This window comes from Amycolatopsis sp. NPDC049688 (genome assembly GCF_040674975.1).
Classification (GTDB): domain Bacteria; phylum Actinomycetota; class Actinomycetes; order Mycobacteriales; family Pseudonocardiaceae; genus Amycolatopsis.
The window spans coordinates 300,674-322,067 of record NZ_JBFANY010000005.1 but is presented as its reverse complement, the minus strand read 5'-3'; the positions used below and the strand labels follow the sequence as shown (position 1 = coordinate 322,067).

The window sequence follows — 21,394 nt, the reverse complement described above, 5'->3', positions numbered from 1 at the left end:
CCCCGCCTCACCGGGCCAGCAGCGCGCTGATCCGCAGGAAGCCCCGCGCGGTCATCGTCACCCGCACCTCCGTGGTGCCGACCGGGTCGAAGGCGAACGTCGTCGGGTCGTCCGAACCGGTCCCCCACGTGATCCGCAGGTTCGGCACCGGCTCGAAACCCCGGGCCGTGCGGTAGGCGACCTCGGCGGCGACCGGCAGCGTCAGCGTCCCGTCCACGACGAAGTTCGCCGTGACGGCGGAGATCCGCTGGGCCGACGGCCACGCCAGCGACACCCAGTCCCGGGCGCGCGGCCTGCTCACCGCGTTCAGGGTCGCCGTCGCCGGCTTGACGTAGTGGTTCGACCAGCCGGTGGCCGGGTTGCCGTCCAGCATCGCGGCCGGCAGCGTGTCCGGGGCGCCCGAGTAGCTCGCGTCCGCCGTCGAGGCGCCCGGAACCACCGGTGTTCCGGCCGCCCGCGCTCCCGGGCCGTGGGGCTGCCCCAGGGAGCTACCGGGCAAGGTGAGCTGCCCCGGCGCCAGTCCCGGCGCGCTCGCCGTCACGGTGATCGGCCCTCGCCCGCCGGTCGCCGCGACGACGGCGACCGCCAGGCCGTTGAACGCGGGGATCACCGGCTGCTGGTAGCTCTGGGCGAGTTCCTGCCGCCCGTTGTCCACCCCGGCGATCCGGCCGGGCCCGCGGACGCCGAACCGCAGCACCGGTCCGGCGCCGGGCACGACGACCCCGCGGGCGTCCACGACGGACGCCGTCACGAACGTCATCGCCCCGGGAACCACACCACCGCCGGGATGTTCGGCCGCCAGGGTGATCGCGTGCGGCGGCCCGGCCGTGACGAGCTCGTCGCGGGCGACCTCGCGGGCGCCGGACCGGGCGATCGCGGTCAGCGTGCCGGGCCGGAACGGCACGGTCCAGGTCAGGTGCAGCTTGCCGGTGCTGCCGTTCGGGCTGACGTAGCTGCCGGACGGGTCGTTCTTGTCGTCGCCGGCGGGTTCGGTCGTCTCCAGGTACAGTCGTCCGTCCACTGTGGTCTTGCGGTCGAACTTCTTCACCCCGAGCGACTTTCCGCTGAGCACCAGCTCGACGGTGTCCACAGTAGAGTAGACCCACACCGCGACGGGCTCGCCGGGACGGTGGTTCGTCCAGTCCATCGGGGTCAGGTGCACCATCGGTGCGGTGGTCCACTGGCTGCGGAAGAGGTGGAAGGCGTCCTTCGGCAGGCCGGCGCTGTCGACCGCGCCGAAGAACGACGTCTTGACCGGGAAGACGTCGTAGGGCGTGGGCTCGCCGAGGTAGTCCTGCCCGGCCCAGAGGAACTGGCCCTGGCAGAACTTCCGGTCGCGGTCCTTCTTCAGCGAGTACTCGCCGCTGAACGTCCACGACGCCAGGTTGTTGTCGTAGGACGAGGTCGCCCGCTTGCCCGGCGTGTGGTTCTCGCCGGTGTTGAGCAGGTCCGGCTCCTGGTAGACCCCGCGCGTCGACGTCGCCGACGACGATTCCGACTCGAAGAAGAACTTGCCCGGGTACTGCTGGTGCAGCCCGTCGATCGACTGGGCGGTGTTGTAGTTGACGCCGAGGCCGTCGAGCTGCTTGAGGATGAGGTCCTGCGGCGAGCCGGGCGCGGGCACGCCGCGGTAGCGGTCCGAGCCCATCACGACCGGCCGGGTGCCGTCGATCGCGCGGACCGCGGCGATCAGGCCCGCGGCGATTTCCGGGCCGCCCGCCATCGACGCGTCCGGCACCTCGTTGCCGATCGACCACAGCACGACCGCGGGCGAGTTCTTGGCCGCGTGCACCATTTCGGCGATGTCGCGGCCGCTCCACTCGTCGAAGTCGCGGTGGTAGTCGTACTCGAGCTTGCCGGTCCGCCAGCAGTCGAACGCCTCCACCATCATGACGATCCCGAGCCGTTCGCACACCGTCACCAGCTGCGGGTCCGGCGGGTTGTGCGCGGTCCGCAGCGCGTTGACGCCCATCGCGAGCATCAGCCGCATCTGGTGTTCCAGCGCGGCCGGGTCGATCACCGCGCCGAGCGCGCCCTGGCTCGCGTGCAGGTTGACCCCGCGCAGCTTCATCGGCACGCCGTTGAGCGAGAACCCGTTGTCCGGGTGGAATTCGGTGTACCGGAAGCCGAAGTCCGTGGTGGTCGTGTCCAGCACCCGCCCGGCCACGACGACGTCGGTGCGCAGCCGGTACAGCCGCGGCGCGCCGACCGACCACAGCTGCGGGCGCTCGACCCGCAGGCCGGACACCGCCGTCACCGTCCGCCCGGACGGCACCGCCACGGCGACCGAGCCGTTCGCCACCACGCGGCCGGCCGGATCGGTGACCGTGGTGCGCACTTCCGCGGTGACCGCGGCGCCCTCGTTCACGACGTCGGTGGCCACCCGGACGGTGCCCCGGCCGGCGGCGATGTCCGGGGTGGTGACGAACGTGCCGTGCCGGGCCACGTGCACCGCCTCGGTGACGACCAGCCGGACCCGGCGGAAGATGCCGCCGCCGGAGTACCAGCGGCTGCTGGGCAGCGGGTTCGTGGCGCGCACGGCGAGGACGTTCGGGCGCCCGCCGGCGTGCAGCCGCCCGGTGAGGTCGAAGGCGAACCCGGTGTAGGCGTAGGGGTGGTTGCCGAGCAGCTCGCCGTTCAGGTACACGTGGGCGTCCGAATAGACGCCGTCGAACTCGACCGACACGTGTTTGCCGGCGAACGACGGCGGCAGTGTGAACGTCTTGCGGTACCAGCCGAGGCCGCCGCGGAAGAAGCCGGAGCCGCTGTTGGTGCCGACGGGGGTCGGCGGGAGCTCGATGCTCCAGTCGTGCGGGACGTCGACGACCTGCCACGCCGAGTCGTCGAAGGCCGGATCCGGGGCGCGGTCGTAGCGGCCGGTGGGGTCGGTGATGCCGTCGGGGTTCGCGAGGACGAACCGCCAGCCAGTTGTGAAATCGCTTTCTCGGGCCGGCCCCGGCGGCGCGACCGCGTCGGCGGCCCGGGCGATCGGAGAGACGGCCGAGACGGCGACGGCGGCACCCACCCCGCCCAGGACCACCCGTCTGGGGAGACCGCTCGGTTCTTCTTCCGGCATCGGGCAGGCCCCTTCCAGCGCGGCGATGTGCGGGCGGAAAGCACTATGGCACAGAGGTTTCCGGACAATCAAAGGGTTCGACATTTTCGAACCCTTTGCTCGACTTTCCGGCAAGCGACCGCTTAGTATGGTGCTCGACCCCGAGGAGGCGGCGATGTCCACTGTGGATGGTGTGCGGTACGAGGCGGACGGCGCGGTCGCGACGTGCACGTTCGACAAGCCCGGCCGGAACAACGCGATGGACGTGCCGATGCAGGCCCGCTACGGCGCCGTGCTGCGGCAGGCGGACGCCGACCCGCAGGTCCGCGCGGTCGTCGTCACGGGTGCGGGCCGGGCGTTCTGCCCCGGCGCCGACCTGGGCCTGCTCGACGCCCTGGCCGAGGGGCCGCCCGCCGGGGAAAGCGGCCACGAGAACTTCCGGGACGTGCTCGCGGCCACCTCGGTCGGCGTGCCGGTGGTCGCCGCGGTCAACGGCGGCTGCGCCGGGCTGGGGTTCGTCATCGCCTGCTCGGCGGACGTCCGCTTCGCCGCCGCGGGCGCCAAGTTCACCACCGCCTTCGCCCGCCGCGGCCTGATCGCCGAGTACGGCATCGCGAAGCTGCTGCCGGAGCTCGTCGGCCAGGGCCGGGCCCGCGACCTGCTGCTGTCCGGCCGCACGTTCACCGCGGAGCAGGCCTTCGATTACGGCTTGGTCCAGGAGGTCGTCCCGGCCGAAGAGCTGCAGCTGCGCGCGCACGCCTACGCCACCGAACTGGCGACCCACAGCGCGCCGCGGTCGATGGCGGTGATGAAGGCGCAGTTCGCGCGGGAGGCGCTGCTGCCGCTGCCGGAGGCGGCCCGTTCGGCCACGGAACTGATGATCGAGTCGTTCGGCCGCCCCGAGCTGGCGGAGGGCCTGGCGAGCTGGAACGAACGCCGTCCGCCGCGGTTCCCGCCCGGCCGATGAGTTCCGGCGGCGGCCGCCGTCAGTACCTGCGTCCCCGACACGGAGGTGGGTCCCATGGCCAAACTGCTCTACGCGTTCAGCTGCTCGGTCGACGGTTTCATCGCCGGCCCGGGCGGCGACATGTCCTGGCTGACCCCGCACCTGGGTCCCGACCCCCTGGTCGACGACCTGATCCCACGCATCGGAGCGCTGCTGGTGGGCCGCCGCACGTACGGCGGCGACGACCCGCACCGCGGCGGCGAGGGCGAGGGCAAGGCGTTCGGCGGCGGCTGGGAAGGACCGCAGTTCGTCCTGACCCACCACGCCCCGGCCCCGGCACCGGGCGTGACGTTCGTCGGCGACCTGACGACGGCGGTGGCCGCGGCGAAGGCGGCGGCGGGCGAGAAGTACGTCAACGTGCTCGGCGCCGACGTCGCCCGGCAGTGCCTGGAAGCCGGGCTCCTCGACGAGATCCTGGCGTTGCCGGTGCCGGTCCTGCTCGGCTCCGGGGTCCGGATGTTCGACCGGGCCGGCCCGGCCGTCGAACTCGAGCCCCTCGCGCCGCATTGGTACCGGGTGCTCGGGTAGACCGTGGCGCCCCGCCGTCTCCGCGGCGGCGGGGCACCCACGGACGTCACTGCGGTCCGAGCGCCTCTTCGACCTTGCGCTGCAGTTTGTTCATCCCGCCCAGCCACCGGTCGGTTTCCGTGGCGCGTGCCGCGTAGTAGCCCGCGACCTCCGGGTGCGGCAGCACCAGGAACCGCTTCTCGTCGATCGCCGTGAACAGCGCGTCCGCCACCTGTTCCGGCTCGATCGCCGACGCGCCCATCAGCAGCTGGCCCGCCGTGCCGGTGCTCTCCAGCATCGCCGTGCGCACGCCCTGCGGGCAGATCGCCTGCACCGTGATGCCGCGATGCCGGTAGGTCGCCGACAGCCATTCGGCGAACGCCAGTGCGCCGTGCTTGGTCACCGAGTACGGCGCCGAGCCCAGGCTGGTCAGCAAGCCGGCGGCGGACACCGTCGCGATGAAGTGCCCCCGGCCGCGTTCGAGCCACGCCGGCAGCAGCAGGTTGGCCGCGCGGACGTGCGCCATCACGTTGACGTCCCAGGTGCGCGCCCACACCTCCTCGGGGCTTTCCGCGCCGCCGAAGGGCGCGATGCCCGCGTTGGCGCAGAAGACGTCGATCTCGCCCAGCGTCCCGCGGGCGCTGTCGACCAGCTTCGCGACGCCGTCCGGGCTCGCGACGTCGCCCGCGAACGCCGTCCCGCCGACTTCGGCGGCCACCTCCGCGGCCTTGTCGCCGTCGAGGTCGGCCACCACGACCCGGGCGCCGCCGGCGGCGAAGCGGCGGGCCAGCGCGGCGCCGATGCCGCCCCCGCCGCCGGTGACGACGACGCCGGTCACAGGCCACCGCCGAGGGTCACGCCGCCGTCGAGGACCACGGTCTGCCCGGTGATCCAGCCCGCGTCGTCGGACAGCAGGAACGCGACCGCGCCGGCGATGTCGGACGGCACGCCGAGCCGCTTCATCGGGTACGCCGAGGCGACCTCCTCCTCGCGGCCCTCGTACAGCGCCGTCGCGAACTTCGTTTTCACCACGGCCGGGGCGACCGCGTTGACGCGGATCTTCGGCCCGAGCTCGGCGCCGAGCTCGACGGTCAGCCGGATCAGCGCGGCCTTGCTGACGCCGTACATGCCGATGCCCGGCGAAGCGCCGAGGCCGGCGACGGAGGCGACGTTGACGACGGCACCGCCGTGCTCGCCCATCCACGCGTCGCGGGCGCGCTTGGTCCACGCCAGCGGCGCGAGCACGTTGACGGCGAGGATCTTCGCCGCGGCGGCGGGGTCGATGTCCAGTGCCGGGCCGTAGGCGGGGTTGATGCCGGTGTTGTTGACCAGGTAGTCCAGCCGGCCGAAGGTCTCGATCGTCTTGGCGACCGTCTCGTCCTGGTGGGCGGTGTCGTCGGACTTGCCGGCCACGAACATGGCGACGTCCGGGCCGCCGAGCGAGCTGACCGCCTCCTCCAGCGCCTCCGGCTTGCGCGCGGTGAGGCACACCTTGGCGCCCCGCTCGACGAGCGTCTTCGCGATCCCGAGGCCGATGCCCCGGCTGGCCCCGGTGACGATCGCGACGCGATCCTTGAACGAGTTCACGGGTCTCCTTCGGCTGTGGTGCCCGGCACATACCAAGCAGTCGGTCAGGGGTCATTATGCGCGATGCGCCCCGGGTCTCAAGGCGGACACACGTCACACCCGCCGCCGCGATGATGTCCCGAACGTGACCTTCTCCCGATACTTTCCCCGGGATCACGACACCGAGGGGGCCCCGTGCGCAGGACCGGCTTGTCGATCGCCACGGCCGCGCTGCTCCTGGCCGCCTGTGATCCCGGCCCGGCCGGCACCCGGCCGACGGTCCCCTCGACGCTCACGGCTCCGGTCACCGACGTCGGCCAGCTCGTCGCGGCCGCGCGCGCCGGCATCGCCGAAGCGCCGTCCGCCGGCTTCGGCATGGCCGCCGTGCTCGGGACGAACACCAAGGAGGCCACCGGCTCGCTGAGCTTCGACGGCAGCACGGGCAGCCTCACGATGGTGGTCGACGGCACCGAGTTCCGCGTGATCGGCAAGAAGACCTTCACCCACACGCCGCAGGGACCGCCCGGCAAGGAGTGGATCGGCACCGACCCGGACAGCCCCGACCCGGTCCTGCGGGCGGCCGGCGCGGGGATCCCGGTGCTCCTGAAGCTGCCCGACCTCGGCCGGGCCCTGGTGGAGATCGAACGGACCGGCCGGATCGTGTCGGCGGAGCCGACCCGCCTCGCCGACGGGCCGGTCAACCACTACGTCCTGGAGCTCGACACCGCCAGGGCGCCGGAGCTGTTCCCCGAGCTCGCGGTGCCGTCGGCGGACGGCAGGCCGGCCGCGCCGACCGCCAAGCTGCCTGCCGAGCTGTGGCTGGACGCGGCGCGGCGGCCGGCGCGGTTCTCCGTCGACTTCACGGCCGGGGCCCCGGCGAACGCGCACGGGGACCCCACGCTGCGGGCCACGACCGACTACCGCGACTGGGGCAAGCCGGTGGACATCCGGCCGCCGCCCGCCGACCAGGTCGTCGACCTGGGCGAGCTGATGAAGAAGATGGGGACCTGAGTCACCGCACGCGGAGCACGAGCTTCCCGGTCGTCGAGCCGGATTCGAGGCGGCGGTGCGCCACCACGGCGTCCGCCAGCGGCAGCGGTTCGACGTCGACGCGCAGGGTGCCGTCGGCGACGGCCGCGACGGCGCGGCGCAGGGCCCGGCCGACGGTTTCCGGGGCGACGGCGGACAGCGCGGCGAGGTTGAAGCCGGCCACGGTCTTGTTCGTGAACCACAGTTCGTTGGCGGAGATGCCGGCGTCTTCGGCGCCCGAGGCGTTGCCCATGACCACCAGGCGGCCCATCGGCGCCAGCAGGTCGAGGCTCGCGCGGCGCGCCGGCCCGCCGACCATGTCCACCACGACGTCGAACTCGCCGGTGCCGCCGGCCTCGCCGCGCAGGACGACCTCGTCGTAGCCGTACGACTCGGCGACGGCGATCTTCGCCGCGCTGCCGACGGTGCCGACCACCCGCCCGGCCCCGAGCAGCTTGGCGACCTGCCCGAGCTGGCTGCCCACGCCGCCGGCGGCGGCGTGCACCAGCACGCGCTCGCCGCGCTTCAGCCCGGCCACGAGCTCCAGCACGAGGAAGGCAGTGGTGCTGTTGGACGGCACCGCGGCCGCCACCGCCGGATCGATCCCGCGCAGCGGGGCGACGAGTCCGGCGGCGGTGGTGACGACCTCGGCGTAGCCCCCGCTCGCCACGATCGTCAGCGCGGCCACGGGTTCCCCCACGGCCAGGCCCGTCACGCCTTCGCCCAGGGCACGGATCCGGCCGGAGACCTCGATGCCGGGGACGAACGGGAGCGGGACGTCCACGACGCCCTGCCGGTAGAGGATCTCGGCGAAGTTGGCGCCGGCGTGGGCGACGTCGATCGAGACCTCGCCCGGTCCCGGTTCCGGGACCGCCACGGACGCGAGCCGCAGGACCTCGGCGGGGCCGAATTCGGGGATGGTGACCGCGTTCATGCTGTTCGTCATGGCCTCGACACTGCGGCAGCCGCGCGGGACGGGCCAGGCCCGGCCGAACCTGGGTCTGCCGGGACCAGGTTCAGCGCGGCACCAGCGACGTCACCGCGTCGACGACGCCGGGGCCGTCGAGCAGCACGGGGTCGTTGTGGTCGGCGCCGGGGACTTCCACCAGCCGGGCCGAGGCCGCGGCCGCCACTTCGCGGCTCTGGGACGGCGGGACGATCGAGTCCCGGCCGCCGAGGACCACGACCGCCGGGACGTGCAGCCGCGCGGCCTCCTCCTTCACCGGGAACCGGTCGCGCAGCAGCAGGCGCACCGGCAGGTACGGGTGGATTTCCGCGGCCACCGAAGCGAGATCGGTGAACGGCGACCGCAGGACCAGCCCGGCCGGCGGGTGTTCGAGGGCCAGCTCCGTCACGACGGCGCAGCCGAGGCTCTCGCCGAAGTAGAGGAGGCGCCCGGGCGGGACGCGCCGGTCTTCGGTCAGGAAGCGGTGCGCCGCGCGGACGTCCTGGGCGAGGCCGTCCTCGCTGGGCTGGCCCGGGTTGCCGCCGTAACCGCGGTAGTCGAGCAGCAGCACGGCCAGCCCGGCTTCCGCGAGCTTCGCGGCCAGCGGGGCACGCCCGGCGCGGTTGCCGCCGTTGCCGCCGGCGACGAGCACGGTGGCCACCGGCTCGCGGCTCGGCGGCCGGACGTACCAGGCGCCCAGCTCCAGCCCGTCGGAGGTGCGGAGGCGGACGTCCTCGGCGCCGGGCAGCAGCTGGGCGGCGGCGGGCACCGGGGTGGTGTCCGGGAGGTAGATCAGCCGCCGCTGGACGGCCCACAGCGCGGCGAGCACGAGCAGCACCACCACGACGGCCCATCCCATCCACGGGAAACAACGGCGTCCCCGCCACGTTGTACCCGGTGATGACCGCACCCTTGAGATTCTGCATCCTCGGTGACTCCCTGGCGGCGGGCGTCGGCGTCACCCGCGAGGACGACACCCTCGGCCGCCGGCTGGCCCGGCGGCTGCGCGACGCGGGCCACCCCGTCCGCCTGCGGGGCCTCGGCGTGCCCGGAGCCCGCTCGGCCGACCTGGAACGCCAGGTCGGCGTGGCCCTCGGCGAGGGAGTCGACCTGGCGCTGATCGTGATCGGCGCGAACGACCTGGCCGGGTTCGTTTCGCCCGCGGTCGGCGCCGGGCAGCTGCACGACGCCGTGGCCCGGCTGGTCCGGGCGGGCGCCCGGGTGATCGTGGTGCCGGCACCCGATCTGGGGATCGTGGCGCGGGTACCGGGGCCCTACCGGCAGCTGGTCTCCGCGGCCAGCGGCCACTACGCACAGGCCCAGGCCGAAGCGGCCATCCGGGCCGGGGGCGCGGTGGCGACGGCGGGCCCGGAACTCGCGGCCCGCTTCGCCGCGGAACCGGCGCTGTTCTCCGCCGACCGCTTCCACCCGTCGTCAGCCGGGTACGCGGTGATCGCCGACGGCCTGGCACCGCACGTGCTGGCCGCGGCCGCGCAGCTCGCCGCCTGAGCCGTTGCCACTGGGTTGTCTGCTACCGGGTTGTCGCGCCCCGGCAGCAGCATGCCGGCTCGGTCCATCACAGCTGATAGGCCGGGCTTTCGGTCGACAGGCCGGTGCCGGCGCCACCGGCGCGGACTTCCCAAAGTCCCGGCGCGATCAGCACCGAGTCGGACCGGATCCTGTCCGCCCAGAACTCCGGCCACTGAGTGTCGTTCGTCCAGCGCACACCGTCCAAGGGAATGCCCCGGAGGTTGATGTCGGTGAAATCCGCGCCTGCCATCGAAATGACGGCCTCCTCCAGCAGTTCGACGACTTGCGCGAGCTCGTGGGCGCGAGCGTAGAGCGGTGAGTGCTCGCTGTCGCGGATCAGAGCTCCGACGAGCGAAGTTTCCAACGCAGGGGTGTGGTGCGCCGTGTCACTCAACGCCCTGCGAAGAACGTCGACGAGGGTTTCCACGATCTCGTAAATGGGGACAGGATTGCTCAAGAGTCCGCGGGCACGGTTCATGACCAGCTCGCGTTGCGCCGTCCAGTACAGGTCGAGCTCGCCGAGGCGGCCGATATCGTCGGCGAAGCCACATACTCGGGGCCGGTCGAGATCTTCCCCGGCGTCGACTTCCAGCGCGAAGTCGTAGGCGCAGGCCGTCACGTTGGCGATACTGCGGAGTACCGGCAGTCTCGCCAGCGGAAGCCACGCACGAGCGAGCAGCCGCTCCCGAGGGGAACGCAGCACGAAATCGGCTACGTAGGTACCGAGGAGCGTCTTGAACGGTGAAGCGTGACCTTCCAGCTCCAGCAGGGAGTCCGGCGCCTGGGACGGTGGCAGGATGGCAGCCAAGCCCGCGTCGATGTCCAGAGTCTCGCCCACGTAGGCGACGAGAATCTCATACCGGGAACCGATCAGGATCTCGGCCAGGCCGGCATCGACGTCCAAGCCGGCGGCAACTTCATAGATGCTGTCTTCGTGCCACCTGTACAGCGTTCGGTCGAACCAGTGGCCGTCGAACCAGTAGCCACCCAACTCTTCGTAACTCACGGTCGCCCCCAGTTGGCGGGCCCGACCTGGTTCGACAATGCCCGGCGAGCCTTGAACAGAGCGGTACGTGTTGCTTCCGGTGTGATGTCCAGCTCTTCCGCGATTTCCGCGGGGCTGTATCCGTCCATCGTCCAGGCCAGGACCTGGCGCTGGCGCGGCGGCAAGCGCGCCAGCAGGCGCAGGATATGGTTGCGTTTCTCCAATTCCTCGATGTCGTCCGTGGGACGAAGCAGCGCACTGCTCACGGATCGGGATTCGACAGGTGTCTCGACGTCATGGGCGATCCGGCCCCACTCACGAGACGCGACACGTCTGACCCAGGCGTCCGGGTTCTGGATGGTGGCCCAGTGCCGGTGGGCCTTGATCATGGCCTCCTGCGCCGCATCGGCCGCATCGGCCTGCCTCGCACCCTGCCACCTCAAGAACGTGACGAGCCGGGCCATGGAGTTCCGGTAGAAAGCACTGAACGCCGCGTCGCGCAGGTCAGCGGCGGGATCCCGGAGCTTGCCGGTGTCCGCCTTCGCGCCCTGGGCGCCGTCACCCTTGTCCACTGGGCCCCTCCGGATCTCGGTCGAGAACTCCGGCGCGAGTGCCAGCCACGGTGATCCGAATCCGGCTGCCATCGGGCCGGATCTCGTCAAGCTCGCCGAAATGCGGCAATGCTGCCGCCCAGGTCAGCACCGCAAGCCGGCGTGTGTCTTCCTGCCGGGCATGCCAGCTCAGCCGGATCCACATACTCCCCAGCGCGACACCGCGCACGCTCAGTGCTCCGATGATCGCCATGAACAGAGCCATTCCGTCCTCTCTCGCCGCCTGCGGTCTGTGGGTCGGCCGCACGATGGAAAGAGGGTGGAAATCGAGCCCGCGTTACCTCACTGGGGAAAAATCGTACCGTGCACCGTGATCAAACGAGGCGACTCGAAAGAACGCTCATTTGAGTACCTTTGTCAAGGGTTTGCTCTTCACTGGACCAGGTGACTTGCTTGCCGACCACAGACGCCGCGCAGCTTGCCGCCTGAGGCGTCAGCTGCGGGCCGACAGCTCCGCCGGGTGCAGCTCGTACAGCGCGTACGCCTTCCGGATCACCGGCTGGGCCACGTTCCGCACCCGCACCCCGCCCGGCGTCACGCCCTGTTCGCAGCCGAAGTGCGCGTGGCCGTGCAGGGCCAGGTCCGCGGCCACCTCGTCGATCGGTTCGCACAGCAGGTACGACCCCAGGAACGGGTGGATCTCCGGCGGCTCGCCGTGCAGCGTCCCGGGGATCGGCGCGTAGTGCGTCAACGCGACGACGACGTCCGTGTCGAGGCTTTGCAACGCTTTGCGCAACGAATCGGCCGACGCCATCGTGTGCTCGACGAAGTCCTTCATCTCGCGCTCGCCGAAGCGGCTGGCGCACTTGCCGGCGAACCCGCCGCCGAAGCCCTTCACGCCCGCGACGCCCAGGGAGCCGTCCGGCAGGTCGAAGCGGACCGCGTCGCCTTCGAGGACCGCGACCCCCGTCTCGCGCAGCAGGTTCGCGATCGGCTCGGCCGCGTCGCTGTGGTGGTCGTGGTTGCCGAGCACCGCGGCGACCGGCACGCCGAGGCCGGCGATCTCCTCCGCCACCACGCGGGCTTCCTCGAGCGTGCCGTGCCGGGTGAGGTCGCCGGCCAGCAGCAGGACGTCGGCCGTGCCCGCCAGGTGCTCCAGGGCCGGCCGGAGCAGGCCGCGGGAGTCCTCGCCCAGGTGCACGTCCCCGACCGCGGCGATCCTCATCGGCCGATCTCCTCCGCGCTCGCCGGTTCGCGGACGTCCGCCACCCGGATGTCGTTGTGCACCAGCTCCCCGGTCAGGTACTCGCCGACGACGGCGTCCACCTCCGCCTTCCGCTCGGGGCAGAGGACTTCGCCGGTCAGGTGGACGTGCTCGCCCCGCACGGTCACGTGCACGCCGAGCTCGGCGGTGCGGGGGTCTTCGGCCAGGGCCCGGCTGAGCCGGGCGACGAGGTACTGCGGTGCTTCGGGCACGAGAGCCTCCTTCGGGTCGATCACGGCCAGGTCGCCCAGCAGCGCCAGGAACGCCCGGGCGTAGGGGGACGCGGACACCTGCACGGCGACGTCGTGCCAGTCGACCTGCTCGCGCAGGTCACGGGCGATCCGCAGGAGCGGCGCGAAGTCGCACCGGTGCGCGCTCAGCACGAGCAGCTTGTCCACCAGCAGGTCGGTGCCGGAGACGACGGGCGCCGCGGTGGAGCCGATCCGCATCAGCGCGGCGCGGTCGAGCAGCTCGTCGGTCACCGGCCGGTGGTTGGGGCCGTGGATGAGGTCGACGAGGATTTCGCCGTCGTAGACCTTCGTCAGCCAGTCCTCCGGCGGGTGCACGCGGCGCAGCCCGGCGGCAGTGAGCACCTCCGCGGCCCGGTCCGCGTCGCCGGGTTTGAGGAACAGGTCGACGTCGTGGTCCGACGGCGGACCGCCCCGGGCGTACACGGCCAGGCCGCCGGCGACGGCGAACCGGATGCCCGTGCCGTCCAGCGCGGTCACGACGCGGGTCAGGCTCTGCAGCAGCGCCTCCGCTTCCATGGCCGGGGGTTACCCGCGGGCGGCCCGGCCTTAACCGCCGTTACGCGGCCCGTTCCCGGATCCACGCGCGGGCGTCGTCGACCGTCCGGTGCAGCGCCAGCGTCTCGTCCAGCCGGGTGACCTGCAGTGCCCGCAGCACCGGACGACCGTCGGCGACCACCGCGAAGGGCAGCCGCCCGGCCTCGGCCGTCGAGACGACCTCGGCGATGACCTGCAGGCCCGCGGAGCCGCAGAAGCTGACTCCGCCCAGGTCCACGATGAGCGCCGGCGGTGCCCCGGCCAGCGCCGCCCGTGCTCCCGCGCGCAGCACCGACGCGGTGCCCAGGTCCAGGTCGCCGTCCGCGGCGACGACGACGGCTTCGGGCAGGGTGCGGATGCGCACCGTCAGCGTGGGCGCCGGCTCCTCGGGCACGGTGTCTCCTTCTCGTCGATGCCCCGACCCTAGAACGTTTGCATCGTTTTGTCATCGATTTGCCGGGTACCCCCGGAATGGACGATCCCGACCCGAGGAAAGGACAGGCCGCGATGAGCACCGTCACGGAATCCGTCGACGTCGAGACCGATGTCACCACCGCCTACAACCAGTGGACGCAGTTCGAGTCGTTCCCGCGGTTCATGGAGGGGGTCGACGAGATCCGGCAGCTCGACGACACCCACACCCACTGGAAGATCAGCGTCGGCGGGCAGCCCCGGGAGTTCGACGCCACGATCACCGAGCAGCACCCCGACGAGCGCGTCGCCTGGAAGTCGGACTCCGGGCCGACCCACGCGGGCGTCGTCACGTTCCACCGCCTCGACGACCGGCGCACCCGGGTCACCGTCCAGCTGGACATCGATCCCGACGGCTTCGTCGAGAACGTCGCCGACAAGCTGGGCATCCTCGACCGCCGCGTCAAGGGCGACCTCGGCCGGTTCAAGACCTTCATCGAGGAGCGCGACGGCCAGGAGACCGGCGCCTGGCGCGGCGACGTCGCCCGCCCCGGGAACTGACCCCGCCGGTGGACCGGCTCGTACCCGCCCCCGCCGTCACCTGGACGGCGGGGGCGGTCGCGCAGATGCTGGGGCTGCCCGCGTCCACGCTGCGGGCGTGGCACCGCCGCTACGGCCTCCCGCTGTCCGCGCCGCAGCCGGGCCGCCACCGCCGCTACGGGCGGGCGGACGTCGACGCGCTGCTGCGCATGAAGCACCTGATCGAGCAGGGGTGCAGCGCGGAAACCGCGGCCGCGCGGGCGTTCCGCCCGGGCGGCGGCACCGACGTGGGCACCCTGCTGACCGCCGTCCGGCAGCTGAAGCTCGACACCGCCGTCGCGCTCCTCGACGCGCACCTGGCCGGCCGCGGGGTCGCCGGCACCTGGGACGAGCTCTGCCGGCCGGCGCTCGGCGCCCTCTGCGGCCCGGACGCCGGCCGGTGCATCGACCTGGTGCACGGGCTGTCGTGGGCGATTGCCGCGGCCCTGCACCGCATCCCCACCCCCGCCGGGGCCGCGCCACCGGTGCTGCTGGCCTGTGTGGACGGTGAGCGGCACACGCTCCCCCTCGAAGCCCTGCGCGCGGCACTGGCCGAGCAGGGCCGCGCCGCCCTGTTCCTCGGCCCTTCGGTGCCGGAAACCGCGCTCCGGCACGCGATCGGCCGGGTCCGGCCGGCCGCCGTCGTGCTGTGGAGCACCCGCCCGGTTGCTCCTCCGAGCGGCCTTCGGGCGCGCCGGCTCGTCGTGGCCGGGTCCGGTTCCGACGAGCCGGGCAGCCTCCGCGCCGCCGTATCGCTGCTGACCGCCACGGCCTGAGCCGTCCGGTTTATCCCCGGACCGCCCGGGTAGCCAGCCGCACTACCAGGCCGGTGGTGAGCGCCGGCACCCACGAAGGCGCGGAAATGCTTCTCCCGCAGGAGGCCGAAATGACGCAGGGACCCGGCGGTCAGTCACCGCCGCAGCAGGGCGGCGGATCGCCGTCGATACCGGAAACCGCCAAGGAAGAGGCCCGCGAGGTGGCCACCACGGCCGCCGACCGGGGCGGCCAGGTCGCGCAGACGGCCGCGGACCAAGCCAAACACGTGGCGCAGCACGCCCAGCACGAAGCGCGCGACCTGCTCCGCGAAGGCCGGGAACAGCTGCAGGCGCAGGCCAGGGACGGCCAGCGGAAGGCCGCCGACAGCCTCCACCAGCTGGCCGGCCAGCTGGAGCGGATGGCGGAGCAGACCGACTCCCCCGGGGTCGCGGCGGACCTCGCCCGCCAGGCATTGGAGCGGACGCGTTCGGTGGCGGGCTGGCTCGAGCACCGCGAACCCGGCGACCTCCTGGACGAGGTGCGGCGCTTCGCCCGCCGCCGTCCCGGCGCGTTCCTGGTCGGCGCGGCCGTGGCCGGCGCGCTCGTCGGGCGGCTCACCCGGGGCGTCGTCGCGCAGCAGAAGGAGGAACACTCGCCGGACGGCCGCGCGGGCGCGCCCCAGCCCCACGCCGGCCCGGCCGCGACGCCGCCGATCCCGCAGCCGGGTGACGCGGCGCCGCAGGGGCTCCCGCAGCCGGCTGACGCGGCGCCGCACGGACTCCCGCAGCCGGACGCGGCGCCCGCCGGCTACGGCGCGGGAACCGGATACGCCGCCCCGGGCGGCTACAACGCGCCCCAGCCGCCGGGCGGACTCCCGCAGCCGAGCCGTCCGGGCGCGGCGCCGGCCGGGTACAACGCACCGCAGCCCCCGGACGGCGGCCCGCACGCACCCGGCCTGCCGCAGCCCGACCCCCGCTTCTCCTCGCCGGGCCAGGTGCCGTGATGACGCAGGGCCCCGGCGAACCCGTCGACGTCGCCGACGCTTCGGTCGGCGAGCTGATGTCCAACGTCATGAAGGACCTCTCCACCCTGGTGCGGCAGGAGGTGGAGCTGGCGAAGGCCGAAGTGAAGGCCGAGGCGGGCAAGGCCGCGAAGGGCGCGGGCATGCTCGGCGGCGCGGGTTTCGCCGGCTACATGGTCGCGCTGTTCCTCTCCATCGCCCTGTGGCAGGGGCTGGCGAACGTGCTGGATTCCGGCTGGGCGGCGCTGATCGTCGCGGTGCTGTGGGCGATCGCCGGCGCCGTCCTCTACGCGACCGGACGGCGCGAGGTCCGCCGGATCAACCCGAAACCCGAACGCACCGTCGAGACCCTCCAGCAGGTCCCGGACGCACTGAAAGGCGAACGACCATGACGGAACCGGAGCGGATCCGCCGCGAAATCGAAGGCACGCAACGGAATCTCAGCACGGACGTGAACGCCCTCACCGAAAAGGTGAGCCCGGGCCGGATCGTCGAACGCCGCGTCGGCCGGGTGCGCACGGCGTTCGGCACCGCGCGCGACCGCGTCATGGGGACGGCGGCCGACCAGACGTCGGCGGCCGGGGACAAGGTGGGGTCCGTCGCTTCGGCGGCCGGTGACGTCGCTTCGGTGGCCGGCGAGAAGGTGAGTTCCGCGGCCGGCGCCGTCGGCGAGGCACCGGCGTCGATCCGCCGTGGCACGCAGGGCAACCCGCTGGCCGCGGGCCTGATCGCTTTCGGCGCGGGCTGGCTGGTGTCGTCCCTGCTGCCCGCGAGCGAGCCGGAACGCCGGCTCGCGAGCCAGGCCACCGACCTCGCCCGCGAGCATGTGGCCCCGGTCGCCCAGCACGCGGCCGAGGAGTTGAAGGAGAACCTGGCCGAGCCCGTCCAGCAGGCGGCGGAGTCGGTCAAGTCCGAAGCGGCCGACGCGGCGTCGACGGTGAAGGACGAAGCCCGGTCGGCGACCGGGGACGTCACCGACCGTGCTCAGGAGGCGCGGGAAAACGTGCGGTCCCAGAGCTGAGGCGCCGCTTCCGGGGCGCGGCCGGCCCGGCCGCGCCCCGGCTTCCGGAGAAGGGTTCCCGATGACCTCGTTCGACCCGCCCGGCGGCGACTCGCTGATGTTCGTCGGGACCGCGACGACCGTGCTGCGGCTGGGCCCGTTCACCCTGCTCACCGACCCGAACTTCCTGCACCGCGGCCAGTGGTCGTACTTCGGCCAAGGCCTGTTTTCCCGGCGGCGCACCGAACCCGCGCTGCAGCCGGCGGACCTGCCGCCGCTGACCGGGGTCGTCCTGTCGCACCTGCACGGCGACCACTTCGACCGGATCGCGTCGCGCGAGCTCCCGCGCGACACCCCCATCCTCACCACCGAGCACGCCGGCACCCGCCTGCTGCGGCGGGGGTTCCACGCGCCGCTCCCGCTGCCGACGTGGACCACCGAGACGTTCTCCGACGGCGACGCGCGGCTGACGGTGACGTCCGTGCCCGCCCGCCACGCCCCCGGCCCGGTGCAGCGGCTGCTGCCGCCCGTCATGGGCAGCGTCCTGGAGTACCGCCGGGACGCGGCGGCCGAACCGCTTCGGATCTACCTCAGCGGCGACACCGTGCTGCACGACGAACTGCGGACCATCCGCGACCGCTTCCCCGCCCTCGACCTCGCGGTCGTGCACCTGGGCGGCACCCGGGCGTTCGGCGTCCTGGTCACGCTCGACCACCGCGGCGGCGTCGACCTGCTGAACCTGCTGGAGCCCCGGCGCGCGATCCCGGTGCACTTCGACGACTACGGGCTCTTCCACTCACCGGTGTCCAACTTCCTCGAAGAGGTCCGGCGGCGCCGGCCGCCGACGCGGGTGCAGCTGCTGCAGCGGGGCGAATTCCTGGCGTTGTGACCCCGGTTCACGGCCACGGTTCGCTGTCGTCGAGGACGGGCGCCTCGCGGTGCTGATCGGCGAAGTCGGCGGGGTCGGCGTCGACCGGGACATCGGCGGCGTCCTCGGCGTCTTCGGCGTCTTCGCGGGCGGGGCCGGCCGGCGCCTGCTGGTCGGCCAGGTCGTTGGGCGGGGTGAACTCGTCGGGCATCTTGGTCTCCTTCCGCTCGCCCCCACCCGGTCCCGGAGCCGTCGGGCGGCACCGGGACCGGCGGAGGAACCAGCGTGTCGAAACCGTTGTCCGTGGTCTGCGCGAACTTGACGGCTCCCGGCACGCCGGCGTCGCTGCCGCGGGGATGCGCCTGGAGGCGCGGTGGCCGGGCCCGCGGGGTCCTACCGGCCGCTGTCGGGGCAGGCAGCGCACGCCGGCGCCGGAGTGCGTCCGGGTGCCGTCCCGGCATCACCCCTCTTTCCTCAGTGTCCCTTCACTTTCCGGCGTCCGCGGCGGCGCCCGCTCCCGGCGTGGGCACTTCGCGGCGAGCAGCCGGACACCCGGCCGGCGCCGCGGCCGGCCGAGGACGGCGGCCGGGCGGAAGCCTCGCGGACGGTGCCGGGCGGCGGGAACGGGAGGGGGCGGCGGACCGAAGTTCGCGGCCACGATCGCGTCGAACTCCGCCCGGACCCACGCGGGGTCGGCCAGCACGAGGTCGGTGAACCCGCCGGCCGCGGCCGAACGGGCGATCTTGTCCGGCATCGTCGTTCACTCCCCGGATCGTCTCGCGATGTCACCAGGTCATGTCCTGCTCTCCCTTATTCCTATAGCACTTCACGGAAATCACTTCAAGTCCGTTGAGGACCGGGGCGCTCCGGTGAGGATTTTTCCGGATGCACCCGGGCGGCGCAGCCCGCCGCGCCCGCGTTCACCGGGCGTCAGCCGGCGCGGGCCCGATCGGGCGGCCCGGCACGAGAGGTCTTCCGCCGTTCAGTGACCGTTCAGTCCGCGTCCGTGCCGGAAAGCGCTTCCCCGCCGCGGGTTCCGGAGCTCACGCGGTGGCCGGTGGCGGGCGACGCCACGTATGGTCGTCCGGCACGACTCCTGGGAGCGCTCCCCTATTCCGGCCCCGACGAAGGAGGACAGCGTGGTTCCCCGCAAAACCTTGCTCTCCCTGCTGGTCACGGCGGTGACCGCCGTGCTGCTGGGCGGCGTGCTCACCGGCGTCGCCGACGCTCACGGCTCGGCCACCGATCCGCCGTCGCGCAACTACGGCTGCTGGAACCGCTGGGGCAGCGATTTCCAGAACCCCACGATGGCGACCAAGGACCCGATGTGCTGGCAGGCCTGGCAGGCCGACCCGAACGCGATGTGGAACTGGAACGGGCTCTACCGCGAAGGCGTCAAGGGCAACCACCAGGGCGCGATCCCGGACGGCACGCTGTGCAGCGGCGGCCGCACCCAGGCGCCCCGGTACAACGCCCTCGACACGGTCGGCCCGTGGCAGACGGCGAACAAGGACAACCGGTTCACCCTCACCATCACCGACCAGGCCCACCACGGCGCCGACTACCTGCTGGTGTACATCACGAAGCAGGGCTTCGACCCGGCGACGCAGCCGCTGGGCTGGGGCAACCTGGAGCTGGTCGCCCAGACGGGCCGGTACGCCCCCGCGGGGCAGTACCAGGTCGCGGTCAACGCGGGCACCCGGACGGGACGGCACGTGGTGTACACGATCTGGCAGGCGAGCCACCTCGACCAGTCGTACTACTTCTGCAGTGACGTGAACTTCTCCGGCCGGTGATGGGTCCGGGCCGCGGGGTCGCCCGCGGCCCGGGTCTCCGGCAATGGACTCAGCTTGCCCGGCAGCGTGGCGTGCAGTGTCGGATGCCGCGGGCGGCCGCACGACGGCCGGTGGGAGAAAGCGCTTTCTGCCGGGTGCCGCGGATGGCGGCTCCTCGGTCGCGCCGGGGGCGAAACGGAACATCCGGGTAGCGGTTCTCGCCCGCGGCGGGGCAATGCCGCACCCGGGCACGGCCGTGCCCGCACCCGTGATCACCTCGGGTGCGGGCACCGGACCGCCGGACTAGTGGGCCTTGTTCTGCCCGCGGCCCGCGGGCGCGCGGCCGTTCGCGCCGTCGGTCTTGACCGCCTGGGTCGCCTTCTCGCCGGCCGCCGGCGGCTTCGGGGTTGCCGGCTTCTCGCCCGGCTTCGGGGCGAGCGGGTCGGCCGTCTCCGGCTTGGGGGCCGCCGGCTTCTCGGCCGGGATGGCCGCCGCGTTCTCCGTCGACTGCGTGGCCGGCTTCTCCGTCGGCTTCTGCGTAGTGTCGTTGTCCGCCAACGGGTTCGGGCGGCGGACCTTGGCCACCGCCACGACCGCCGCCGCCAGCGCGCCCAGCGCCAGCAGCCACGGCCAGCGCGTCCGCTTGGTGCGCTCGCCGCGGGCCACGCTCTTGGCCTCCTGCAGCGCCACCGCCAGGTCGCGCTTCGCCGTCGCCACCGTCTTGCGGCGCCGCCGTCCGGACTCGCCGGCCGAGCTCATCACCGTCGCGACCGCCTGCGCCGCCTTGCGGCCCGGGTCGCGCAGCTTCGCCGCCCGGGCCAGCACCTCGTCGCGGGCGGCGCCGGAGTGGGCCAGCACGTCGCGGCGGGACGACCGGGTGCTCTTGTCGAGGTCCTTGGTCGCCGCGCGGCCGACCTTCGCCAATTCGTCCTTGCTCTCGGCCAGCTTCCGGTCGGTGATTTCGACCGCCCGCGCGGCTGCGGCCGCCCCCACCCGCGCGGCCTCCGCGGCGAGATCCCGTACGCCGGCCGCCGCCGTCTTCACCGATCGCCCGACCGGGGCGTCGCCCTGGCTCATGTGATCACCTCTCACTCGTCGCAGCAGGCATGGCCTGCCCAGCTCACACCTGTGGGCTACCCAGTGAGAGGCCGTCCGGAACCTCCGCCACCCATCGGCGTCACGAACCGCCGCTCCGGCGCCGCCGGTAGCCGGCGGATTTGGCCTTCGTCCCGCAGGCGGTCATGTCGCACCACCGGCGGCGGCCGGCGTGGGAACTGTCGAGGAACAGCCGGCTGCAGTCCGGGTGCGCGCACTCCCGGATCCGGGCGGCGTGCGGGCCGGCGAGCAGGTCGATGGCGTCCCGGGCGAGGGTGGCGAGCGCCTGCCCGAGGTCGCCGCGGTACTCGACGGCCGTGCCCGTCCAGTGCGGCACCAAGGGCGGCCGGGCGGCGAACGCGTTCAGCTCCGCCCGGTCGGTGTCACGTCCGGTCCGGCGGCACAGGCGGTCGACGGTTTCACGGAGGGCGATCGTCCGGCGAAGCCCGTCCTCGTCGACGGCGATGTCCGGCCCGTAGCCGGCCTCGGCCAGCCAGCGCGTGACGTCGGCGGGGGTTTTCAGCAGCTCACGGGGGTGCTCGCGGTGCCGGACCTGCAGCGTGGTCGTCAGGTCCAGGCAGGGGCGGCCGCCGAGGAAGGTGAACACGTCACCATATTGACCGGTGACGTGGTCGCCTGCCAAGCTGGCGTCACCAGACAGTGGG

At 73.1% G+C, this 21,394-nt stretch carries 26 protein-coding genes; 11 read left to right on the top strand and 15 right to left on the bottom strand.

Annotated features, from left to right (window positions below):
* Positions 1-7 precede the first annotated feature (7 nt).
* Positions 8-3,076 (bottom strand): glycoside hydrolase family 2 TIM barrel-domain containing protein, encoded by a 3,069-nt coding sequence (locus AB0J55_RS20300; RefSeq protein WP_364250296.1) that lies wholly within the window; start codon positions 3,074-3,076, stop codon positions 8-10.
* 154 nt (positions 3,077-3,230) lie between these two features.
* Here AB0J55_RS20300 and AB0J55_RS20295 point away from each other — a divergent pair, with 154 nt between their 5' ends.
* Together AB0J55_RS20295 and AB0J55_RS20290 are read left to right on the top strand one after the other, a co-directional pair.
* Positions 3,231-4,022 carry an enoyl-CoA hydratase-related protein gene (locus AB0J55_RS20295; RefSeq protein ID WP_364250293.1) on the top strand — a complete coding sequence of 264 codons (792 nt, stop codon included), beginning with the start codon at positions 3,231-3,233 and terminating at the stop codon, positions 4,020-4,022.
* A 54-nt stretch (positions 4,023-4,076) separates the two neighbouring features.
* Positions 4,077-4,589: a dihydrofolate reductase family protein gene (locus AB0J55_RS20290; RefSeq protein WP_364250290.1), complete on the top strand. Its 513-nt coding sequence runs from the start codon at positions 4,077-4,079 to the stop codon at positions 4,587-4,589.
* A gap of 46 nt (positions 4,590-4,635) precedes the next feature.
* Here the strand turns inward: AB0J55_RS20290 and AB0J55_RS20285 are convergent, their stop codons facing one another.
* Complete coding sequence (locus AB0J55_RS20285; RefSeq protein ID WP_364250287.1) at positions 4,636-5,406, bottom strand: SDR family oxidoreductase; 771 nt, start codon at positions 5,404-5,406, stop codon at positions 4,636-4,638.
* Complete coding sequence (locus AB0J55_RS20280) at positions 5,403-6,155, bottom strand: SDR family oxidoreductase (protein WP_364250284.1); 753 nt, start codon at positions 6,153-6,155, stop codon at positions 5,403-5,405. Before AB0J55_RS20280 ends, AB0J55_RS20285 begins: the two co-directional genes overlap by 4 nt.
* 174 nt (positions 6,156-6,329) lie before the next feature.
* On the opposite strand from AB0J55_RS20280, the gene AB0J55_RS20275 reads away from it, so the two are divergent.
* Positions 6,330-7,145, top strand: coding sequence for a hypothetical protein (locus AB0J55_RS20275; protein WP_364250281.1), 816 nt, complete (start codon positions 6,330-6,332; stop codon positions 7,143-7,145).
* A gap of 1 nt (position 7,146) precedes the next feature.
* On the opposite strand, the gene AB0J55_RS20270 is transcribed toward AB0J55_RS20275, so the two are convergent.
* Complete coding sequence (locus AB0J55_RS20270; RefSeq protein WP_364250278.1) at positions 7,147-8,109, bottom strand: zinc-binding dehydrogenase; 963 nt, start codon at positions 8,107-8,109, stop codon at positions 7,147-7,149.
* 70 nt (positions 8,110-8,179) lie between these two features.
* Positions 8,180-8,968 (bottom strand): alpha/beta fold hydrolase, encoded by a 789-nt coding sequence (locus AB0J55_RS20265; protein WP_364250275.1) that lies wholly within the window; start codon positions 8,966-8,968, stop codon positions 8,180-8,182.
* Between the two features lie 41 nt (positions 8,969-9,009).
* Between AB0J55_RS20265 and AB0J55_RS20260 the strand changes: the two genes are divergently transcribed.
* On the top strand, positions 9,010-9,618 hold the full coding sequence (locus AB0J55_RS20260; RefSeq protein ID WP_364250790.1) for an SGNH/GDSL hydrolase family protein: 609 nt from the start codon (positions 9,010-9,012) through the stop codon (positions 9,616-9,618).
* A gap of 67 nt (positions 9,619-9,685) precedes the next feature.
* Here the strand turns inward: AB0J55_RS20260 and AB0J55_RS20255 are convergent, their stop codons facing one another.
* From AB0J55_RS20255 to AB0J55_RS20230, 6 genes are all read right to left on the bottom strand, one after another.
* Entirely contained in the window at positions 9,686-10,645 is a 960-nt protein-coding gene (locus tag AB0J55_RS20255; protein WP_364250272.1) for a hypothetical protein, read from the bottom strand.
* Entirely contained in the window at positions 10,642-11,196 is a 555-nt protein-coding gene (locus tag AB0J55_RS20250) for an RNA polymerase sigma factor (RefSeq protein WP_364250269.1), read from the bottom strand. The genes AB0J55_RS20255 and AB0J55_RS20250 overlap by 4 nt, the downstream gene beginning before the upstream one ends.
* A complete protein-coding gene (locus AB0J55_RS20245; protein ID WP_364250266.1) occupies positions 11,183-11,440 on the bottom strand; it encodes a hypothetical protein in 258 nt (85 codons plus the stop codon). The genes AB0J55_RS20250 and AB0J55_RS20245 overlap by 14 nt, the downstream gene beginning before the upstream one ends.
* A 228-nt stretch (positions 11,441-11,668) precedes the next feature.
* Entirely contained in the window at positions 11,669-12,400 is a 732-nt protein-coding gene (locus tag AB0J55_RS20240) for a metallophosphoesterase (RefSeq protein ID WP_364250263.1), read from the bottom strand.
* Positions 12,397-13,206: a nucleotidyltransferase gene (locus AB0J55_RS20235; protein WP_364250260.1), complete on the bottom strand. Its 810-nt coding sequence runs from the start codon at positions 13,204-13,206 to the stop codon at positions 12,397-12,399. Before AB0J55_RS20235 ends, AB0J55_RS20240 begins: the two co-directional genes overlap by 4 nt.
* Before the next feature lie 40 nt (positions 13,207-13,246).
* Positions 13,247-13,618 (bottom strand): STAS domain-containing protein, encoded by a 372-nt coding sequence (locus AB0J55_RS20230; protein ID WP_364250257.1) that lies wholly within the window; start codon positions 13,616-13,618, stop codon positions 13,247-13,249.
* A gap of 113 nt (positions 13,619-13,731) precedes the next feature.
* Here AB0J55_RS20230 and AB0J55_RS20225 point away from each other — a divergent pair, with 113 nt between their 5' ends.
* The 6 genes from AB0J55_RS20225 (at position 13,732) to AB0J55_RS20200 (ending at position 17,880) form a co-directional block, all read left to right on the top strand.
* Positions 13,732-14,196, top strand: coding sequence for an SRPBCC family protein (locus AB0J55_RS20225; protein WP_364250254.1), 465 nt, complete (start codon positions 13,732-13,734; stop codon positions 14,194-14,196).
* Between the two features lie 8 nt (positions 14,197-14,204).
* Positions 14,205-14,990 (top strand): MerR family transcriptional regulator, encoded by a 786-nt coding sequence (locus AB0J55_RS20220; RefSeq protein ID WP_364250251.1) that lies wholly within the window; start codon positions 14,205-14,207, stop codon positions 14,988-14,990.
* 110 nt (positions 14,991-15,100) lie between these two features.
* Entirely contained in the window at positions 15,101-15,973 is an 873-nt protein-coding gene (locus AB0J55_RS20215; protein WP_364250248.1) for a hypothetical protein, read from the top strand.
* Positions 15,973-16,383 carry a phage holin family protein gene (locus AB0J55_RS20210; RefSeq protein WP_364250245.1) on the top strand — a complete coding sequence of 137 codons (411 nt, stop codon included), beginning with the start codon at positions 15,973-15,975 and terminating at the stop codon, positions 16,381-16,383. The genes AB0J55_RS20215 and AB0J55_RS20210 overlap by 1 nt, the downstream gene beginning before the upstream one ends.
* On the top strand, positions 16,380-17,012 hold the full coding sequence (locus AB0J55_RS20205; RefSeq protein ID WP_364250242.1) for a DUF3618 domain-containing protein: 633 nt from the start codon (positions 16,380-16,382) through the stop codon (positions 17,010-17,012). The genes AB0J55_RS20210 and AB0J55_RS20205 overlap by 4 nt, the downstream gene beginning before the upstream one ends.
* Positions 17,013-17,073: 61 nt before the next feature.
* Positions 17,074-17,880, top strand: coding sequence for an MBL fold metallo-hydrolase (locus AB0J55_RS20200; protein ID WP_364250239.1), 807 nt, complete (start codon positions 17,074-17,076; stop codon positions 17,878-17,880).
* Between the two features lie 7 nt (positions 17,881-17,887).
* On the opposite strand, the gene AB0J55_RS20195 is transcribed toward AB0J55_RS20200, so the two are convergent.
* A complete protein-coding gene (locus tag AB0J55_RS20195; protein WP_364250236.1) occupies positions 17,888-18,070 on the bottom strand; it encodes a hypothetical protein in 183 nt (60 codons plus the stop codon).
* Between the two features lie 249 nt (positions 18,071-18,319).
* Positions 18,320-18,613, bottom strand: coding sequence for a hypothetical protein (locus AB0J55_RS20190; protein WP_364250234.1), 294 nt, complete (start codon positions 18,611-18,613; stop codon positions 18,320-18,322).
* 385 nt (positions 18,614-18,998) lie between these two features.
* On the opposite strand from AB0J55_RS20190, the gene AB0J55_RS20185 reads away from it, so the two are divergent.
* The gene (locus AB0J55_RS20185) at positions 18,999-19,655 is read left to right on the top strand and encodes a lytic polysaccharide monooxygenase (protein WP_364250232.1); all 657 of its coding nucleotides are present in this window, start codon (positions 18,999-19,001) and stop codon (positions 19,653-19,655) included.
* 282 nt (positions 19,656-19,937) lie between these two features.
* On the opposite strand, the gene AB0J55_RS20180 is transcribed toward AB0J55_RS20185, so the two are convergent.
* Both AB0J55_RS20180 and AB0J55_RS20175 read right to left on the bottom strand, forming a co-directional pair.
* Positions 19,938-20,711, bottom strand: coding sequence for a hypothetical protein (locus AB0J55_RS20180; protein ID WP_364250229.1), 774 nt, complete (start codon positions 20,709-20,711; stop codon positions 19,938-19,940).
* Positions 20,712-20,811: 100 nt separating this feature from the next.
* Complete coding sequence (locus tag AB0J55_RS20175) at positions 20,812-21,336, bottom strand: ABATE domain-containing protein (protein ID WP_364250226.1); 525 nt, start codon at positions 21,334-21,336, stop codon at positions 20,812-20,814.
* Between the last annotated feature and the right edge of the window lie 58 nt (positions 21,337-21,394).

Coding starts and splice junctions, on each gene's coding strand:
- AB0J55_RS20180 (WP_364250229.1), bottom strand. CDS start 20,711: ATGAGCCAGGGCGACGCCCCGGTCGGGCGATCGGTGAAGACGGCGGCG.
- AB0J55_RS20240 (WP_364250263.1), bottom strand. CDS start 12,400: ATGAGGATCGCCGCGGTCGGGGACGTGCACCTGGGCGAGGACTCCCGC.
- AB0J55_RS20245 (WP_364250266.1), bottom strand. CDS start 11,440: ATGGCTCTGTTCATGGCGATCATCGGAGCACTGAGCGTGCGCGGTGTC.
- AB0J55_RS20210 (WP_364250245.1), top strand. CDS start 15,973: ATGACGCAGGGCCCCGGCGAACCCGTCGACGTCGCCGACGCTTCGGTC.
- AB0J55_RS20300 (WP_364250296.1), bottom strand. CDS start 3,076: ATGCCGGAAGAAGAACCGAGCGGTCTCCCCAGACGGGTGGTCCTGGGC.
- AB0J55_RS20235 (WP_364250260.1), bottom strand. CDS start 13,206: ATGGAAGCGGAGGCGCTGCTGCAGAGCCTGACCCGCGTCGTGACCGCG.
- AB0J55_RS20215 (WP_364250248.1), top strand. CDS start 15,101: ATGACGCAGGGACCCGGCGGTCAGTCACCGCCGCAGCAGGGCGGCGGA.
- AB0J55_RS20200 (WP_364250239.1), top strand. CDS start 17,074: ATGACCTCGTTCGACCCGCCCGGCGGCGACTCGCTGATGTTCGTCGGG.
- AB0J55_RS20190 (WP_364250234.1), bottom strand. CDS start 18,613: ATGCCGGACAAGATCGCCCGTTCGGCCGCGGCCGGCGGGTTCACCGAC.
- AB0J55_RS20195 (WP_364250236.1), bottom strand. CDS start 18,070: ATGCCCGACGAGTTCACCCCGCCCAACGACCTGGCCGACCAGCAGGCG.
- AB0J55_RS20260 (WP_364250790.1), top strand. CDS start 9,010: ATGACCGCACCCTTGAGATTCTGCATCCTCGGTGACTCCCTGGCGGCG.
- AB0J55_RS20265 (WP_364250275.1), bottom strand. CDS start 8,968: ATGGGATGGGCCGTCGTGGTGGTGCTGCTCGTGCTCGCCGCGCTGTGG.
- AB0J55_RS20225 (WP_364250254.1), top strand. CDS start 13,732: ATGAGCACCGTCACGGAATCCGTCGACGTCGAGACCGATGTCACCACC.
- AB0J55_RS20270 (WP_364250278.1), bottom strand. CDS start 8,109: ATGACGAACAGCATGAACGCGGTCACCATCCCCGAATTCGGCCCCGCC.
- AB0J55_RS20290 (WP_364250290.1), top strand. CDS start 4,077: ATGGCCAAACTGCTCTACGCGTTCAGCTGCTCGGTCGACGGTTTCATC.
- AB0J55_RS20295 (WP_364250293.1), top strand. CDS start 3,231: ATGTCCACTGTGGATGGTGTGCGGTACGAGGCGGACGGCGCGGTCGCG.
- AB0J55_RS20205 (WP_364250242.1), top strand. CDS start 16,380: ATGACGGAACCGGAGCGGATCCGCCGCGAAATCGAAGGCACGCAACGG.